The organism is Thiohalobacter sp. IOR34 (genome assembly GCF_030406045.1).
GTDB lineage: Bacteria > Pseudomonadota > Gammaproteobacteria > Thiohalobacterales > Thiohalobacteraceae.
The window spans coordinates 1,498,446-1,516,047 of the sequence record NZ_CP128988.1 but is presented as its reverse complement, the minus strand read 5'-3'; the positions used below and the strand labels follow the sequence as shown (position 1 = coordinate 1,516,047).

General features: G+C 65.0%; 18 protein-coding genes. 7 read left to right on the top strand and 11 right to left on the bottom strand.

The features are described from left to right. Nucleotides 1–4: 4 nt before the first annotated feature. Nucleotides 5–772 (top strand): HD domain-containing phosphohydrolase, encoded by a 768-nt coding sequence (locus QVG61_RS06995; RefSeq protein ID WP_289929896.1) that lies wholly within the window; start codon nt 5–7, stop codon nt 770–772. Nucleotides 773–845: 73 nt separating this feature from the next. Continuing rightward, nucleotides 846–2,177, top strand: coding sequence for a cyclopropane-fatty-acyl-phospholipid synthase family protein (locus QVG61_RS06990; protein ID WP_289929895.1), 1,332 nt, complete (start codon nt 846–848; stop codon nt 2,175–2,177). Nucleotides 2,178–2,241: 64 nt separating this feature from the next. On the opposite strand, the gene QVG61_RS06985 is transcribed toward QVG61_RS06990, so the two are convergent. Then, nucleotides 2,242–3,054, bottom strand: a complete 813-nt coding sequence (locus QVG61_RS06985) for a VPLPA-CTERM sorting domain-containing protein (protein ID WP_289929894.1) — start codon at nt 3,052–3,054, stop codon at nt 2,242–2,244. Nucleotides 3,055–3,615: 561 nt separating this feature from the next. Here QVG61_RS06985 and QVG61_RS06980 point away from each other — a divergent pair. Further along, complete coding sequence (locus QVG61_RS06980) at nt 3,616–4,524, top strand: matrixin family metalloprotease (protein ID WP_289929893.1); 909 nt, start codon at nt 3,616–3,618, stop codon at nt 4,522–4,524. Nucleotides 4,525–4,648: 124 nt separating this feature from the next. Continuing rightward, entirely contained in the window at nt 4,649–5,053 is a 405-nt protein-coding gene (locus tag QVG61_RS06975) for a hypothetical protein (protein ID WP_289929892.1), read from the top strand. A gap of 539 nt (nt 5,054–5,592) precedes the next feature. Here the strand turns inward: QVG61_RS06975 and QVG61_RS06970 are convergent. Then, the gene (locus QVG61_RS06970) at nt 5,593–7,551 is read right to left on the bottom strand and encodes a DUF262 domain-containing protein (RefSeq protein ID WP_289929891.1); all 1,959 of its coding nucleotides are present in this window, start codon (nt 7,549–7,551) and stop codon (nt 5,593–5,595) included. 246 nt (nt 7,552–7,797) lie between these two features. Here QVG61_RS06970 and QVG61_RS06965 point away from each other — a divergent pair, with 246 nt between their 5' ends. From QVG61_RS06965 to QVG61_RS06955, 3 genes are all read left to right on the top strand, one after another. Beyond that, a complete protein-coding gene (locus tag QVG61_RS06965) occupies nt 7,798–8,742 on the top strand; it encodes a hydrogen peroxide-inducible genes activator (RefSeq protein WP_289929890.1) in 945 nt (314 codons plus the stop codon). A gap of 6 nt (nt 8,743–8,748) precedes the next feature. After that, nucleotides 8,749–9,864: an aminotransferase class V-fold PLP-dependent enzyme gene (locus QVG61_RS06960; protein ID WP_289929889.1), complete on the top strand. Its 1,116-nt coding sequence runs from the start codon at nt 8,749–8,751 to the stop codon at nt 9,862–9,864. Between the two features lie 78 nt (nt 9,865–9,942). Further along, nucleotides 9,943–11,742 (top strand): long-chain fatty acid--CoA ligase, encoded by a 1,800-nt coding sequence (locus tag QVG61_RS06955; protein ID WP_289929888.1) that lies wholly within the window; start codon nt 9,943–9,945, stop codon nt 11,740–11,742. 3 nt (nt 11,743–11,745) lie between these two features. Here QVG61_RS06955 and QVG61_RS06950 read toward each other — a convergent pair whose 3' ends face one another. The 9 genes from QVG61_RS06950 to QVG61_RS06910 all read right to left on the bottom strand — a co-directional run bounded on the left by QVG61_RS06950 (nt 11,746) and on the right by QVG61_RS06910 (nt 17,594). Further along, nucleotides 11,746–12,186 carry a PilZ domain-containing protein gene (locus QVG61_RS06950; protein ID WP_289929887.1) on the bottom strand — a complete coding sequence of 147 codons (441 nt, stop codon included), beginning with the start codon at nt 12,184–12,186 and terminating at the stop codon, nt 11,746–11,748. Nucleotides 12,187–12,522: 336 nt separating this feature from the next. Beyond that, a complete protein-coding gene (locus QVG61_RS06945) occupies nt 12,523–13,335 on the bottom strand; it encodes a TatD family hydrolase (protein WP_289929886.1) in 813 nt (270 codons plus the stop codon). Nucleotides 13,336–13,411: 76 nt separating this feature from the next. Continuing rightward, nucleotides 13,412–13,756, bottom strand: coding sequence for a PilZ domain-containing protein (locus tag QVG61_RS06940; RefSeq protein WP_289929885.1), 345 nt, complete (start codon nt 13,754–13,756; stop codon nt 13,412–13,414). Nucleotides 13,757–13,769: 13 nt separating this feature from the next. Beyond that, on the bottom strand, nt 13,770–14,756 hold the full coding sequence (locus tag QVG61_RS06935; RefSeq protein ID WP_289929884.1) for a DNA polymerase III subunit delta': 987 nt from the start codon (nt 14,754–14,756) through the stop codon (nt 13,770–13,772). 68 nt (nt 14,757–14,824) lie between these two features. After that, nucleotides 14,825–15,460 carry a dTMP kinase gene (tmk, locus tag QVG61_RS06930; protein ID WP_289929883.1) on the bottom strand — a complete coding sequence of 212 codons (636 nt, stop codon included), beginning with the start codon at nt 15,458–15,460 and terminating at the stop codon, nt 14,825–14,827. 64 nt (nt 15,461–15,524) lie between these two features. Beyond that, entirely contained in the window at nt 15,525–15,875 is a 351-nt protein-coding gene (locus QVG61_RS06925) for a hypothetical protein (protein ID WP_289929882.1), read from the bottom strand. Beyond that, complete coding sequence (locus QVG61_RS06920) at nt 15,863–16,141, bottom strand: hypothetical protein (protein WP_289929881.1); 279 nt, start codon at nt 16,139–16,141, stop codon at nt 15,863–15,865. The genes QVG61_RS06925 and QVG61_RS06920 overlap by 13 nt, the downstream gene beginning before the upstream one ends. 8 nt (nt 16,142–16,149) lie before the next feature. Further along, nucleotides 16,150–16,509: a hypothetical protein gene (locus tag QVG61_RS06915; protein ID WP_289929880.1), complete on the bottom strand. Its 360-nt coding sequence runs from the start codon at nt 16,507–16,509 to the stop codon at nt 16,150–16,152. A 500-nt stretch (nt 16,510–17,009) separates the two neighbouring features. Next, nucleotides 17,010–17,594: a pseudouridine synthase gene (locus tag QVG61_RS06910; RefSeq protein ID WP_289929879.1), complete on the bottom strand. Its 585-nt coding sequence runs from the start codon at nt 17,592–17,594 to the stop codon at nt 17,010–17,012. Nucleotides 17,595–17,602: the final 8 nt, after the last annotated feature.

Here is a 17,602-nt window from a genome sequence, read left to right as displayed (position 1 = left end):
CGCCATGGATGCCGGTCGCGGCCAGGGGAACAACAACGCGCGTTGCGGCTGGTGTGGCCGGCCGGTTTCCCTGGACTCGCCCTATGCCCTGGGTGAGGAGCGTTTCTGCTGCGAGGGCTGCTACCTGGGGCGGCTGGCCCAGCAGCAGGGGCAGGAGGAACGCGACCAGGCCTATCTGGCCCTGGCCGAGAGTCTGGTGGCGGCGCTGGATGCCCGCGAGCACGAGACCGGCATGCACTCCAAGCGGGTCGCCTGCCATACCCAGGTCCTCGCCAGGCAGGTCTCCGACGACGAGGGCTGGCTGCGCCAGGTCTACTGGGGCGCGCTGCTTCACGACATTGGCAAGATCGCCATTCCGGATGCCATCCTGCTCAAGGCCGGCCCGCTGAGCGAGGCGGAGTGGGCGGTGATGCGCAGCCATCCGCAACGCGGCCATGACATCCTTGCCGGGGTGCCCTTCATGAGGGAGGCAGCGGCAATCGTGCTGCATCACGAGGAACGCTTCGACGGCAGCGGCTATCCCGCCGGCCTGGCCGGAGAGGCCATCCCCTGGGGGGCACGGCTGTTTGCCCTGATCGACACCCTGGATGCCATCACCTCGGATCGCCCCTATCGCCGGGGCATGCCCTTCGATACGGCCCGGGACGAGATCCGGCGTCAGGCAGGCCGGCAGTTCGATCCCCGGGCGGTGGAGCTGTTCCTGGCGGAGGAGGCCACCCTGCGGGAGATGGTGATGCAGAAGTGCACCGCACCGCAGGCACCACCCTGGTAAGGGGACGGCAGACGATTCATGGTCTATACATTGAACAGGCCAGACAGCAAACAGGATAACCACTGGGGGCGTCATGACACAGGTACGGAAACGGCAGACCTGGCAAAACACGGCTCCGCAGCAGAAGCGCCCGGCGGGGGCTGAGCGCACAGGGCACCTTGGGCGCGAGATCGTGGGCACCCTGCTGGCCGACTATCCCGGACCGGTGGCAGTCCGGCTCTGGGACGGCAGTCTGGTCAGCGGGGGGGGCGGATGCGACTGCACCCTGGTATTCAACCGACCGCAGCCGCTACGTGAACTGATCATCCACCGTGATCTGGTCCGCCTGGGTGAGGCCTACCTGGCTGGCGAAGTGGATGTGGAGGGCAACATGGAGTCGCTGTTCGGCCTTGCCCCCTACCTGGAACGATTGCAGCTGGATCTGGAGACACGCATCAGCCTGTGGCACAAGGCCTGGCAACTGCCGGCACGACGCGAACGCTCAGCCCGGCGCCGGCGGCGGGCGTTGCGCCGGGCACGGCAGAACAGCCGCGACAGCATCGCCCATCACTATGATGTCGGCAATGACTTCTACCGACTGTGGCTGGACCCGGAGATGGTCTATTCCTGCGCCTACTTCCGGCACCCGGAACAGTCGCTGGCCGAGGCGCAGCGCGACAAGCTCGACTACATCTGCCGCAAGCTGCGTCTGCAGCCGGGCCAGAAACTGCTCGACATCGGCTGCGGCTGGGGGGCACTGCTGCTCCGGGCGGCCCGTCACTACGGGGTGCAGGCCCATGGCATCACCCTGAGTGAACAGCAGTACCAGCATGCGCGCGAACGCATCCGCGCCGAGGGCCTGGAGGGCCGGGTGCAGGTGGAACTGCTCGACTACCGGGAGCTGCCACAGGAGGCACGCTATGACCGGGTGGTCAGCGTCGGCATGTTCGAGCATGTCGGGGTCAGCAACCTGCCGGAGTACTTCAGCACCGTGTACCGCGTGCTGCGGCCGGGGGGACTGTTCCTCAATCACGGCATCACCAATGACAGCGGCTGGCTGGACACCCCGCTGACCCGGTTCGTCAACCAGTACGTCTTTCCCGATGGTGAGCTGACGCGCATCAGCCACGTCTGCACGGCGATGGAGGAGGCGGGTTTCGAACTGCTCGATGTGGAGAGCCTGCGCCGCCACTATGCCCTGACCCTGCGCCACTGGGTACGGGCTTTGAGCGAACGGCGTGAGGCGGCGGTGCGCGCCTGCGGAGAGCGTATCTATCGCATCTGGCGCCTGTACATGGCGGGTTCCGCCTATTATTTCGAGGAGGGCAGCATCAACGTCTATCAGGTGCTCGCTGGCCAGCACTGCCAGCCACTGGCGACGCCCCTGCGGCGGGACGATCTGGTGTTGTCCGACCCGCTCTCCTGACCCGATTCAGGGTAGGGCACGCCCCATGTGTCACAGCTGATGAAGGGGCGTGCCCGCCGGCTTGTCAGGCAAGCTTTCTGCGCAGCGACATGCCGGCAAGACCGGCGAGGCCCGAGCCGAACAGCCAGATGGCGGCCGGCAGCGGGACCACGGTCTGCACCGATTGCACGTAGAGGCTGTTGCCGCTGCCGATGTCGAGATGCAGCTGCAGACCGGTGAAGGGGCCATCGGTGATGCCGAAGACGCCTGGGGCGGTGGCGATGGGGGCCGGACCCTGATTCAGCTGGTAGTTTTCGGGAGAAGTCCAGGCATCCGACCAGGGGAGGGCGCTGTTCACATCCACAAGGAAGCTCTCTGCCACACCGTCGCCGTCGAAGTCACGGTAGAGCCTGGTACCACTGATCTTGTCACCGGCCTGCAGGCCATAGTCGATGGCGTTGAACAGGCCAGTGGCGTCCCAGAGGATGCTGATCGGATTGTCGATGGTGCCATTCCAGTCGGCCAGCATGTTGCCGCTGATCATGCTGTTTCCGGAGAAGGACAGATTGATGTCGTGGATGGTGACCGGCTGATCCCAGAAGTTGAACGAGAACGTCAGGTCGCTGAAGCCCGAGCCGTTGGTGGTGTCCACGGTGAGGTTGGCGGCAATGGGCGTCTGGTAGCCATAGGGATCGAGGCTCGTGTCACTGCCGGAGATGATGGAATAGCTTGTGATATCGGTGGAGCTATTGGCTACGAAGATGGTCAGCCGGCCCGTGAAGCTGAAATTGATGATGTCCGCGCTGGCGGTACCTGTCGCGCCCGCCGTGATCAGGCCGGCTAGCCCGCATATTGCACGAAGGCGGCCTTGCTGCGTAATTTTTCCGTTATTTATCAAGGTAGTAATTCCTTCTGCGAGCGATTGTGCCCTGTTACAGTTTGTGCCTATTCGAGTTCAGACCAAATCTGGCGTCGCATTTCGCCCGATCCCCCTTGAACCATAGCTACGGCTATGCTTCGGCGGGCGATCGAACAAACTGCTTGGCCAGATTTGCCCTGAAACTCGAATCCTTCGTGCAATATGCGGGCTAGCAGGATTCGACCCAGGTGATTCATGGCTACTCCTCCTGTTTCCATGTGTCTTGATGATGCAATGTGCATCTCGTGCTTCTTGTTGTGGTCTGCCATTCCTGCGACAGATGGCCCAATGATACCGAGTCTGCCGGCGATGACAAAACCTGACAGGCCTTGCCCAGGCATCCCCCCAGCCTCGCTTTCAAGGAAAATGCATTAAGTATCATCTCTAATTAACTAATGTTGAATATAAAATATGGAAACCCTCCGGCCTGGGGGAGAGACGTGGAGTTGCCGCTTGGGGAAGATGGGCAGGGGCGTTGAGCGGTCAGGCGGATTCGGGTACTTTAGCGAAATATGATGAACGTCCGACAGGAGAAAAAACATGAACAAGGGACTTTCCGGACTGCTGCTGGCAGGGTTGATGGGCGCTGCTACCCAGCAGGCGGCTGCCATCAGTATCAATTTCGACTTCAGCTACGACACGAACAATTTCTTCAGTGACCCGACCAGCAAATCGGTCCTGCAGGCGGCGGGCAGCTTCTTCGAAGGCATCATCCAGGACGACCTGACGGCGATCGCCTCCGGTGGCGGCAACGACTTCCAGGCAAAATTCAATGATCCGGCGACGGGGACGCTGGTCACCCTGCCCAATTTCAGCGTGGCAGCCGATACCCTCACGGTGTTTGCAGGCGGCCGCTCGCTGGGCAGCGGCACGCTGGGTATCGGTGGCCCCGGCGGCTTCGCAGTCTCCGGTACCACGTCCTTCGTCGACAACGCAGTGACCCGCGGGGAGCAGGGCGATACCCTGGGGGCGAGCGCCACCGATTTTGCCCCCTGGGGTGGTGCCATCACCTTCAATACCGATACCAGCTGGTATTTCGATACCGATCCCAGCACCCTGGAATCCTTCTCGGGCAACGATTTCTACTCCGTGGCCCTGCACGAGCTGGGGCATCTGTTCGGCATCGGCACGGCCGATTCCTGGGACAACCTGATCGTCGGTTCCGACTTCACCGGCCCGGCGGCGACGGCTGTGTACGGTGGCAACGTGCCGCTCGAGGACTCGGGGCACTGGGCGGAGGGAACCCAGGGCATGGTCGACGGTCTCGCCCAGGAAGCGGCCATGGATCCCACCCTGCTGGTGGGTTCGCGCAAGCGCTTCACCGATCTCGATGTTGCGGCCCTGAGCGATATCGGCTGGGAGACCACCGTGGTGCCGGTGCCGGCCGCCGTCTGGCTGTTCGGCTCGGGGATGATCGGCTTGCTGGCCATCGCCAGAAGACGCGCCTGATGGGCAATGCCGAGTTCTGGTCCGTCGACGAGGATTCCCGCTGCGGCGGGAATCTTCGTTTTCAGCCTTCGGGAATCCTCGTGTGAACGCTTTGCGTCGCCTGAGCGAACTCGGCCTCTATGCCATGCTGCTGCTCACGGCGGCCTGCCATCAGCCGGGCGGGGCGGGTGACCCCGCCGCGCAGGCCGTCAACGGCCGGCTGAGGGTCTACCTGAATCAGCGCGAGGCCAGCGGCCTCTACGTCCGGCTACGGATCATGGACGAGGATGGCGTCGAGCTGGCGGACAGTGGTTTTCTGCCGATTCGTGAACAGCCGTTCAGTTTTTCGTTGAGCTATCCGGGCAACAGAATACGACCGGATATCCCCTATCTGCTTCGGGTGGAGGTCATGGAAAGCCCGCATGCCGAAGAATCGCTGCTCGCGGCCGAATTTCCGATCCTGGGCAGCGACCAGCCGGCGGTTCTGGATCTGGTGATCAAACAGACACCGGAGCCGCAGGAATCGCAGGACGATCGAGAAATCCACTAACCCGCCTATTGCACGAAGGCGGCCTTGAAAGCGTAATTCATCCCCGGTGCGAGCAATTGTGCCCTGTTACGGGCCCTATTACGGTTTGTGCCTATTCGATGTCAGGCCGACTCTGGCTGCGCATCCTGGGTGATCCTCCTCAAGCCATAGCTAACGGCTATGACTTTACAGGGGATGCGTGCGCGGCCGTGTAGCCAGCGGCGCAGCGTGGTGCAGCGTGTCGTGTGGTGAATGCGGTAGAGCGCCTGGCGGAATTCTGCCGGCGAAAGTTCCCGAAACGTCATGATTCCCCCGTGAAGTCCTTGTCCCCCGGGCGTATCGGGCACAGGGGCGGCATCCATAGGCCCAGGGCCACCAGTGGCAGGTCGGCCAGCGCCTTCCACCAGCGGCGGCGACGTTGGTTCGCATAATGTATATTATGTTAAATAAAAGGCGTCGCTCTATTAGGCGTGCATGGATCCTGCGCGGTGCGACAAGCCTCATACAGCTGTTGCGTGCGCATGGAGGCGACTTCCCTTGTCGGGCGATTCGCAAAGCAATCAAGCCCCCTCGGCAACACCCATTACCTGCTGGTTCACATAGGCCTGGAAGTTACCGACCGATGTGAAGCAACGGAACCCGGCCTGACTCGCCAGGGCGATGACATCTTTTTCCTCGTTCAGCAGCACGGCTACAGGTTCGGTAAGTTCCGCCTGGATACCATTCGGCCAGGCCAGATCGAAGACGGCCTTCTGTTCCCCGCTTTCCGGATCGGCAAAATCGTAGGCCAGTTCGCCCCTGGGAAATCCTTGCGACTCCACCCAATTGTTCAATGCCTCGAGCTGTTCTTCCTCTTCCTCGCTTCCAATTCCGCCGATGATCTCTGGTACCGGCGATTCGATGGGTGCCTGGCCCTCTAGCCATCGCCTGTCGCCATGCAGGAGCGTATCAAGTATGCGATTTACTTCTTCGGCAAGTAATACCTTGCGCGCAGCGAGGAATTCCCGGTAGTTCTGGATTTTCCAGAGTTGCGGATCCATCGGGATCCACTGGGTGGCCAAGGCGCCTGGATGTGCAGCCTCGATCTCAGGAAAGTATTCCTCCGGTAGCCGGTCGCTGATGCCGAGATTGGTGTCCTTGGTCAGGAAACAGTAGTTGGCCAGGGCGTTCACTTCCGACCGTTTGAAACCCCGCTTGTAGAGCTGGGCTTTGGGAAAGATGTGATGGACCTCCAGGCGGCTCATCTTGCCAAGCAGGTCGGCCTTGAGCGGCAAGCCGGTGCCCCAGTCCCGGGCCTCTCCCATGCGAGTAATCATGTATAGCACAGGGTAGAACCGGGCCCCGAGACTCCAGCCAGTGAAATGCGCGGGCTCGACACGCATGCTACCGCCATGCCACAACCGCATCTGCTCGAGCAGCATGTCCAGGCGGTTTCCCTCCAACCCCTCCAGAGTAGCCAGGTCCTGGTCGATGATCGATTCCGTAGATCCGGAGAACCGGCCCCACATGCCGGCTTGTACGAACCAAAACAGAAGCTTGTCACGGGTCTTTTCGTCGAGTTTGCCTCCCAGTTGATCGATGAAACGCACCATCACCGGCACGGCGAAGCGGCCGAAGAATACCCGGTCGTGATCAAGACCCAGCCGGTTGGCGATCAGGTTCAGGCAGGCATCAACATGCCTGACGGCGCGCTTCAGGCCCTCCTGCACCTCTTCCGCCGTCTTGTCGTGCAGGTGTTGGAACTTGGCCTCACCCGTCAGCACCGTGTTCATGGAGCGTAACAGCCAGTCCAGGGTGAAGTGATAGTCGGCCTTGGCCCAACGGCGAAGTTCCGCCTTCATGGTATCCCGGGCGTCCGGCCAATCGGCGCAAATTTTGGCCAGCGCCAGATCACCCTTGGAAAGCTTGGTGCCGCCACTATTGACACGGTTGAAGATGTCCACCACTACGTCCAGCGTCTTGTCCTCACCGGTGATTTCCTCGACATGCAGGTCGATCTCGGTAATGCCCAGCAACTGGCTGAGGCGCCCGGCATACTCACCAATCCTCGGAGCTAGTGCCGGATCCGCACTCAGCGTAGCGATGAAATCACCCAGCCCGGCAGACCCCTTGCGCATCAGCTCGGTCACGTCGATCCACAGCGGATCGTCCTTCATCTTGATGGGCTGGTAAAAGGCAAACTGTTCTTCCTCTAGGTGGAATCGCAAGCCAATGAAGGCCTGGGTGTTGCCATCGAAGAACTTTGGCGGAATTCCGCGCACGACACCATAGAGCGAAGTCATCCGCTGCTGGCCGTCGAGCAGCAGCTTCACTACCCCGGTGGCGACCGGGCCGTCGCCCCGGTGTGCCGCACTCCTAGATTCCGTGGCCCAGACCAGCAAACCACCCACGGGATGGCGCCGATAGAGGGAATCGAACAGGCTCCGCACCTGGTCCCGGTTCCAGACATATCCCCGCTGAAACTCCGGCAGCGCCATATGACCGTTGTCGATGTGGTCAAGGATGGTGGAAATCTTCATCAGGCCGCCTCTTTGCTGTCGGGTCAGGTCAACTGGTATTTGTGCAGGTACGCACGCAGCTCCTCAAAAAAATATATATGCAAGAGTCGCGTGCCGACCCAAAGGAGTTATTATCGTCGAATCCCTATCGTACCGAAAAGATGGCGGGGCGGATATTCCCTGGTGAACTTGCACGCGCTGTCCTCTGTCTGGCACATGCCTGCCATTGCTGCTCTAATACCCTGGGCATCAAGGAATCAACCATTCATGAATATTCCCGAACTCCGTTATGTCGTGGCCCTGGCCCGTGAACGCCATTTCGGGCGGGCCGCGGCGGCCTGTTTCGTGACCCAGCCGACGCTCAGTGTGGCGATCAAGAAGCTGGAGGCGGAGCTGGGTGTGCCTCTGTTCGAACGGGCCGGGCACGAGGTGCGCATCACGCCGGTCGGTGAGCGGGTGGTGGAACAGGCGCAGCAGGCGCTGGAGTCGATCGAGGCGGTGCGCCAGGCGGCACAGCAGGGTCGCGATCCGCTCTCCGGCCCCTTGCGCATCGGCGCCATCTATACCATCGGTCCCTATCTGTTTCCGGAGCTGGTACCCAATCTGGCCGAGCTGGCGCCGCAGATGCCGCTGGTGGTGGAGGAGAACTTCACCGCGGTCCTGGCCGAGAAGCTGAGGCGGGGCGAGCTGGACGTGATCGTCATCTCCCTGCCCTTTTCCGAGCCCAACATCCTCACCCTGACCCTCTACGAGGAACCCTTTGTCGTCCTGCTGCCGGCCGCGCATCCGCTGACGGCGCGCAAAACGCTGCGGTCCCGCGATCTGGAGACGGAGCCGGTGCTGATGCTCGGCAGCGGCCACTGTTTTCGTGACCAGGTCATCGAGGCCTGCCCGGCCTGTGCCAGCCGCAGCCTGCAGGACGAGGGGCTGGCCTTCACCGTCGAGGGTGGTTCGCTGGAGACCATCCGTCACATGGTCGCCAGTGGCATGGGGCTGACCGTGCTGCCCTGCACCGCGGCCGGCGCGGACCGCTATTCTCAGCGCCTGCTGGTGATCCGCCGCTTCGCCAGTCCGGTGCCGAAGCGTAAGGTGGCCCTGGCCTGGCGGGCCAGCTTCCCGCGGCCGCAGGTGATCGATGTCCTCAAGGAGGCCGTCGCCCGTTCCGGTCTAAGCTGTGTGCGCAGCCGTGTCAGGCGCAGCAGGCGGAGGTAGGCGCAGATGGACGTCGAACAGGCCTTCGATCTCGATCCGGCCATCAGCTATCTCAACCACGCCGCCGTCTCGCCCTGGCCGCGCTGCACCCGGGAGGCGGTCTGCCGTTTCGCCGAGGAGAATGCCCGCCAGGGGTCGGCCGGCTACCCGCAGTGGCTGCAGACCGAACAGGCCCTGCGCGAACAGATGGCCCGTCTGGTTCGCGCCGCCTCCAGCGACGAGATCGCCCTGCTGAAGAGCACCTCCGAGGGCCTGTCGGTGGTCGCCCATGGCCTCGACTGGCGGCCGGGCGACAATCTGGTCGTTGGCCAGCAGGAATTCCCTTCCAACCGCATCGTCTGGGAATCCCTGCAGCGTTACGGCGTCGAGGTCCGTTATGCCGACCTCAGTGTCGAGGATCCCGAGGCGGCTCTGCTGCAGCGCATCGACAGCCGCACCCGGTTGCTGTCGGTCAGCTCGGTGCAGTATGCCAGTGGTCTGCGGCACGATCTGCCCCGGCTTGGCGACGCCTGCGCCCGGCAGGGGGTCCTGTTCTGCATCGATGCCATCCAGAGCCTGGGTGCCCTGCCCTTCGATGCCCAGGCCTGTCATGCCGATTTCGTGGTCGCCGATGGCCACAAGTGGTTGCTCGGCCCGGAGGGGCTGGCCCTGTTCTGGTGTCGCGCCGAGCATATCGAACGCCTGCAGCTGCACCAGTACGGCTGGCACATGGTGGAACAGGCCGGCGACTTCGACCGCCTCGACTGGCAGCCGGCAGCGAGTGCCCGCCGCTTCGAGTGCGGTAGCCCGAACATGCTCGGCATCCATGCCCTGCATGCCAGCCTGGGATTGCTGGAGACGGTTGGCCTGCAACAGGTAGCGGCCGAACTGGCGGCGCGCAGCCTGCATCTGATCGAATGGCTGCAGGGCCATGCCGACCGCTATGCGCTGCTGACGCCATCCGATCCGGCCAGGCGGGCCGGCATCGTCACCTTCCGTCCGCTGCGGGAGACTGCCGAGGTCGTGTACGGGCGGCTGCGCGAGGCCGGAGTGCAGTGTGCCCTGCGCGGCGGTGGTGTGCGCCTGTCGCCGCATTTCTATACTCCCTGGGCGGCGCTGGATCGTGCCCTGGCCTGCCTCTGAGTGACGGGCACGCGCCGGTTTGACGCGCCTGGTGCCCTGCGTTCTACTCCGTAGCGGGATGGAAGGAGTGGTGCAGGCGTGAAACCGGATGTGATCTCCCCCGAGGTGGCGGGCACCCTGCCCGGCCTGTTCCGCGAACGCGTGCGGCGTTCGCCGCAGGCCCTGGCTTATCGCCAGTACGACCCTGCCGGCGGTCGCTGGCGGGATTACAACTGGGCGCGCATGGCGGCCGACGTCATCCGCTGCCAGGCGGCGCTGGAGCAGGAGGGCCTCGTCCCTGGCGAGCGGGTCGCCATCCTGCTGCGCAACTGCCGGGAATGGGTGATGTTCGAGCAGGCGGCACTGGGACTCGGCCTGGTGGTGGTGCCGCTCTATGCCGATGACCGGGCAGAGAACCTCGCCTACATCCTGCAGAACGCCGGGGTCAAGCTGCTGTTGCTCGGCGGCGAGCCGCACTGGCAGGCCCTGCGGCCGGTGCACGACCGGCTCGGTTTTCTGCAGCGCATCCTCAGCCTGGGTCCGTTGGACAGCTGGACGGATGCACGCCTCATGCTGCTGGACGACTGGTTGCCGGCGGCAGCCGAGGGTGAGCTGCGCCTGCCGCCGGGCGGCCCCGAGGCACTGGCCACCATCGTCTACACCTCGGGCACCACGGGACGGCCCAAGGGGGTGATGCTCAGCCATCACAACATCCTCTGGAACGCACACGCCTCTCAGCGCCAGGCGCCGGTCGGCGCCGACGATCTGTTCCTCTCCTTCCTGCCCCTGTCGCACACCTTCGAGCGCACCGTCGGCTATTACCTGCCGATGATGTGCGGCGCCGGGATCGTCTACAACCGCTCGGTACCTGAGCTGGCTGAGGATCTGCGCACTCAGCGGCCGACCCTGCTCGTCTCGGTGCCGCGCATCTTCGAGCGCGTCCATGGCCGGATCCACGCCGGCCTGGAAAAGAAGTCACCCCTTGCGCGTCGTCTGTTCGCGGCCACGGTGGCGGTCGGCTGGCAGCGTTTCGAGCGTGCCCAGGGCCGTGCCTCCTGGTCGCCCGCCCTGCTCTCCTGGCCGCTGTTCGATCGCCTGGTCGCCCGGAAGGTGATGGACCGGCTCGGTGGCCGATTGCGCCTGGCGGTCTGTGGCGGCGCGGCCCTTTCGCCCGAGGTGGCGCGGCTGTTCATCGGTCTGGGCCTGCCGCTGCTGCAGGGCTACGGTCTGACCGAGACCAGCCCGGTGGTATCCGGCAACAGCCTCGAGGACAATCTGCCGGCCAGTGTCGGCAAGCCGCTGCAGGGTGTCGAGGTGCTGATCGGCGACAAGGACGAGTTGCTGGTGCGCAGTCCGGGGGTGATGCTCGGCTATTGGCAGGATCCGCAGGCCACGGCGGAGGTGATCGACGCCGATGGCTGGTTGCATACCGGCGATCAGGCACGGATCGACGCCGAGGGGCACATCTTCATCACCGGGCGTCTGAAAGAGATCATCGTGCTCTCCACCGGCGAGAAGATCCCGCCGGCCGACATGGAGATGGCCATTGGCCTGGATCCGCTGTTCGAGCAGGTAATGGTGGTCGGTGACGGCCGGCCCTATCTCAGTGCCCTGCTGGTGCTCAATCCGCAACAGCTGACGGAGGAAGCGCAGCGCCTGGGCCTGGATGTGAACGCCCCGACGCTGCTGAAGGACGACTACTTCACCAGGCTGATGCTGGAACGGGTGGCGGGGCATATCCAGCAGTTCCCGGGCTATGCCCAGATTCGTCGCGTCACCTGCTACCTCGAACCCTGGGACATCGAGGACGGCCTCATTACCCCGACCCTGAAACTGCGCCGCAGCCGTATCGAGGCACGCCTCGCGGAGGACATCGAGGCCATGTACGCCGGGCACTGAGCCTCAGGCGGGGGTGGTGGAGTCTGCGAACAGGCTGTCACCCAGGCTGCTGCCGGCGGCAGCGTTGCCGGTCATGTAGTGGATGAGCTCATTGACCACCGCCTGGCTGACCATGTCCTCGTCCGAGAAACGGATGGCCAGGCCACTGTCCGTGCTGCGTACCACATGGCCGCGGGTCTGGCGGGTCAGCAGCTGGCTGCCGGTCCAGATGCTGAACTTGATCTGCAGGGCCTCGCGGGAAGCCGGGCGGGCGCCCTCGCCGAACTCCACGTAGAGGCCGGTCTGGCTGATGTCGCAGGCGATGCCGCGGTATTCCCCGGCGGGATCGCGCAGCTCCACTTCTATGTCCACCCGCGTGCGGGGGGAACGGCGGCGTTCCATGACGATACCTCGGCTGTGATCGGCCAGGGCATGGACGGCCCGCGGTGTTGGCCGCTGGCGCATGCTCCATCCGTGGCCGGGAATGCTGCCATCCGAACGCTGGCAGACAAGGGTTATGGCAGGCTGGCGGCCTGCAGCGGAGGAACTTTAGCCCGGATATTGCACCAAGGATCCGATGCTCAGGGCGAGGCTGGAACCGCCGGGGATCGCGGCCTGGAGACCGCTCCTACAACATATTGTGCCGCCACGCCCCGTAGGAGCGGCCTCCAGGCCGCGATGCTCGGAGTCAATCGTACAGGCACAAACTGTAACCCGCCCAAGGGGCCTTTCATGGCCATATTGTCCCTGTATTACAGCACGAACCCCATTCATGCGCGCCGCCTTGGTGCAATATCCGGGCTAGGCGGGTTGGCCGCTCGCCGCACCTCGGTGGGCGGCGTCGCGGAACAGGCGGAAGAAATTGTCGCTGGTGATCTTAGCCAGCTCTTCCAGAGGCTGCTGGCGGATATCGGCCAGCGTCGCGGCGACGTAGCGCACATAGGCCGGCTCATTGGGTTTGCCACGCTTCGGAACCGGGGCCAGGTAGGGGGCATCGGTCTCCACCAGCAGGCGATCGGCCGGGACCCGGCGGGCCACCTCGCGCAGCGCCTCGGCATTGCGGAAGGTGACGATGCCGGAAAAGGAGATGTACAGGCCGAGGTCGAGGGCGCGGCGCGCCATCGTCCAGTCCTCGGTGAAGCAGTGCAGCACGCCGCGGGTCTCGCCGCCGCCCTCCGCCTCGATGATGTCCAGGGTGTCCTTGCGCGCATCGCGGGTGTGCACGATGAGCGGCTTGTCCAGCGTCCGGGCGGCGGCGATATGGGTGCGGAAACGCGCCTGCTGCCGTTCGCGCTGTTCGGGCTCCTTGCCATAGTAGTAGTCGAGGCCGGTTTCGCCGATGGCGACCACCGCTGGATCGCTGCCGAGCCGGACCAGGGTGTCGCTGTCCAGGCCGCCGTCGTCGCTCTCCGAGGGATGCACGCCGACAGAGACCGAGACCATATCGCGTCCCTCGACCAGACGGCGCATGGCCGGATAGGCATCGAGGTTGATGGCGACACAGAGCAGGTGTCCGACACCGGCCTCGCGTGCCCGCTCGAGGACCGCGTCGAGACCGCCCGCCGCGGGGTCGAGGTCGAGGCGGTCGAGATGGCAATGGGAATCGACGAGCATGCTGGGTGCCCTGGCTGAAAAAGGGCTGTCAGGGTAATGGGCCGCGTCGCCTGGCACAAGCCCGGCGCTGGCGCCGCTACATGGTGTGGGTCGGTCGTTCGGCCTGCAAGGCGCCGGCCAGGTAGGTCTCGATCTTGTTGCGGGCGTTGCCGCCGTCCTGGTCGCTGAACTGCACGCCGATGCCGGTGGCGCGTGAGCCCTGAGCGCCCTTGGGGGTGGTCCAGATGATGCGGCCGGCGACCGGCAGCTTCTCCCCCTCGTCCATCAGCGTCAGCAGCATGAACACCTCGTCGCCGAGCTGGTAGCTCTTGTTGGTGGGGATGAACAGGCCGCCGTTCTTGACGAAGGGCATGTAGGCGGCATAGAGCGCACCCTTGTCCTTGATGCTCAGTGAGAGAATGCCTTGTCTTCCTGGCTTCACCGCGACACCTCCTTCAGGGTCGGTTGCGGGCAGTGCGTGCCCAGCGTATGAGTAGGTCTTCCATCAGCAGCTGGCGGTTGACGCTGGTCGGCAGCAGGCGCAGCGCCTCCCAGGCCTGGTCCAGCAGGGCAAACAGCTGGCGCGGTTCAAGATCCCGTGCCAGCCCTTCGAGAAGGCCGCGCTGGTCCTCGTTGCCGAGGCGCCAGGCCGCGCCGCTGCGCAGGCGGATCATGTCCATCAGCCAGCGTCCGAACCAGTGCAGGGGGCGCAGCGTCTCGTCTTGCGCCCAGTCGGCCGCCACCTGCAACGGGTCGAGCTGGCCGGCGCGGATGCCGCTGAGCTGCTGCAGCCATTGCTCGCGGTCCTCCAGCACCCCGGCCTCGGCCAGCTGCAGGGCCTTGAGCGGGGCGCCGTCCGCCAGCTCGAGCAGCCGGTCTGCCGCCTCCTCCGGACATTGCGCCTGCAGCCAGGCGACGGCCTCGCTGCTGTCGGGCGGGCTGAGGCGCAGCATCTGGCAGCGGCTGCGGATGGTGGCCGGCAGTCGCGCCGGTTGTTCGGTGATCAGCAGCAATACCGTGTTATCGGTGGGTTCCTCCAGGGTCTTTAGCAGACTGTTGGCCGCGGCGCTGTTCATCGCCTCGGCCGGCTGCAGCAGGCAGGCCTGGTAGCCGCCGGCATGGCTGGTCATCGCCAGGCGGGCACTCAGTTCGCGGATGCTGTCGATGGCGATGACGGATTTACCTTCCGGCGGTCCGACCTGGAGCAGGTCCGGATGGGTGCCGGCCGCCAGCAGTTGGCAGGCGGTGCAGCGGCCGCAGGCGAAGCCGTCGGCATCCGGTGTCTCGCAGAGCAGCGACTCGGCGAAGGCCCGTGCCAGGCGTGCCTTGCCAAGACCACCCGGCCCGTGCAGCAGCAGCGCATGGCCGAGCCGCCCGGCCCGGCGCTGCGCCTGCAGCCGTTGCCAGGTGGCGTGGAGCCATGGATAGAGGGCTTCGTTCATATATTCAGTAAATTATCCGGCAAACTTGATGTTGTTTCGCTTCACGGGCCAGCGCTGAGAGGCGGGGCTCAGGCTGCCGCGCCAGCCTGGAGCAACGGCGCCAGCGCCTCGCGTATCTGTGCCTGCACGGCGGCTAGCGGCTGGCTGGCGTCGATGATGCGAAAACGTCCCGGTTCCGCCGCGGCGCGTTCCAAGTAGGCTGCCCGGACCCGTTCGAAGAAATCGTATGCCTCCTGTTCGAAACGGTCGGGCCGGCTGCGTTCGCCAGCACGCTTCAGGCCGATCTCGACGGGAACGTCCAGTAACAGGGTAAGATCTGGGCGCAAGTCGCCCTGAACCATCTGCTCCAGCTCGATGATGCGCTGTTTCGACAGCCCCCGGCCGCCCCCCTGGTAGGCATAGGTGGCGTCGGTGAAGCGGTCGCAGAGCACCCATTCCCCGGCCGCCAGTGCTGGGCAGATCAGCTTGTCCAGGTGTTCGGCCCGGGCGGCGAACATCAGCAGCAGTTCGCAGTCGGCGGCCATGCCCTGCTCGGCGGGGTCGAGCAGCAGCTCGCGAATGCGTTCGCCCAGCGGTGTGCCGCCTGGCTCGCGGGTGCTGCGCACGATCTTGCCCGATTTCTCAATAAGATCTCTTATGTAATTGAGATTGGTTGTCTTTCCGACGCCCTCGCCGCCCTCGACGGTGATCAACCTGCCGCGCATGGATGCCCTCCCCTCGTTGGCTGCCATCATACCCTGCCGGAAGGGGGGCGCAACCGGATCGGTCTCAGTTGCGGGGTGGTTTACCGGCCATGGCGGCTCCGGCCTTGGCCGCGTCCCGGCCCGCGCCGCGCAGCATGCCGAGCAGCCGGTAGCCGAGCGGCAGGAGTCGCATGAGCAGCGGCGCGACGAAGGCCCGGCCGCTGTCGGTGCCCAGCCAGGCGGCCAGGGCCAGCAGGGCCTCACGGCGCCGGCCCTGGGAGAGGTAGGCGAGCACCGGCCCGATGTCGAGATCCTCGTCCACCGCACGCAGGCGCGCCTTGGCCTCGTCCAGGCCGAGATCCCGGCGTGGCACATGGCGCCCCTCGAGGGTGGCCCGGAAGCGGGCCCGGGCCTGTTCGCGGTTCAGCGGTTGCATCGCATTGCCAGGCGGCCGATCAACAGGGCGAGGATCAGGGCCAGCAGGGCCATGAGCATGGCCGCGGCTGGCGGGCTGAGCCAGGCCAGGGTGTACTGATACAGGCCCCAGAGAAAGAAGCCCATGGCCACCAGGCCGGTGAGCATGGCCAGCAGCACCAGACCCAGGCCCCAGCCCAGGCGCAGTGCGCTGTCACGCAGGGTGCGGCCCTCGGCCTCGAGCAGGTCGAGAAAGGCAATCACCAGATCGGAAAGGGTGGTCTTCATGCGCCGGCCTATTTGAGGTGAAGGATGCGGGCGGCCAGGTAACCGATGCCGAAGGCGAGTGCCACACTGGCCAGGGGATGGCGGGCCACTTCCTCGCCCAGATCCTCCACGGCCTGTTCGCCGTGGGCGCGCGCCTCGTCCAGCTTGCGGCGGAATTCCTCCCATTCCTCGCGGCCAGTCGCCTCGCCGGTGTCTTCCCCGGCCGTTTCTCCGCCGGTGTCGGCGGCCGCCGGGGATTCTTGGCCGGCCGCAGCCTGGGATTCGAGGAAGGCCTTGAAGCTGGCACTCAGCTCGGACAGGTCCTTGCGCAGGGCCTCGAAGTCGGCGCGCAGGGCGGCCAGTTCGTCGTCGTTCGCGTTCGCTGTCATGCCGGACTCCTGTCGATGCCTGTTCCTATCCTGTTTAGTACGCCCGTCTTCCCTGCCCTGTCAAGCTTGCTGTCCGGCGAACCCGGGGACTGATCTACGGCGTTTTCCTCTCCTGCCCGCTACCCCTTGCGCCTCGATCGCGGCCTGGAGGCCGCTCCTACGGGGCATGGCGGCACAATGTGTTGTCGTAGGAGCGGCCTCCAGGCCGCGATCGGGGGATCCACGGCGGGCAATGCCCGGGGCCAATCGAACAGGCCAAAGCCGGGTTACGCGTTCCCGATCTGTTTACCAGCCTGCACGCTGATCATGCGCGCCGCCTTGGTGCAATATCCGGGCTAGCAGCCTGTCGGACTTGGGCGATCGTAGCGAGCAGGGTGGGAGAACGAGAACGAATCTTCACGATTTCGAGGCGCATAGTTGGCACTACGCAACGAGGAATCGGGGAGATTCGGGCCGCTCTCCCACCCGCGCAGTAGATCAGTCCTGAGTCCGACAGGCTGCTAGCGTCTGCCTCCGGCTGGTCTGCCCGGGGCGGGTCGGCGGCAGCGTCGTGGGTCGACGATCCGGTATTCGCCGCTGCCCAGGCCGTCCAGGGTCCAGTCGCCGATGCGGTAGCGGATCAGGCGCAGTGTCGGGTGGCCGATGTGGGCGGTCATGCGCCGCACCTGGCGGTTGCGTCCCTCGCTGAGGGTTATCTCCAGCCAGCAGGTGGGGATGGCGCGCCGCTCTCGGATCGGCGGCTGGCGTGGCCACACCGGCGGCGCCTCGATGCGCCGCACCCCGGCAGGCCGGGTCAGCCCGTCCTTCAGGCGCACGCCCCGGCGCAGCCGCTCCAACGCGGCCTCCGTCGGTTCGCCCTCGACCTGCACCCAGTAGGTCTTGCGCTTGCCGTGGCGTGGATCGCTGAGGCGGTGCTGCAGCCGCCCGTCGTCGGTGAGCAGCAGCAGGCCCTCGCTGTCGTAGTCGAGCCGTCCGGCGGGATAGATGCCGGGAATGGGGATGAAATCGGCCAGCGTCTGCTTGTCGCTGCCCTCGCGGCTGAACTGGGACAGTACCCGGAAGGGTTTGTTGAAGAGGACGATCATGGCGTCCC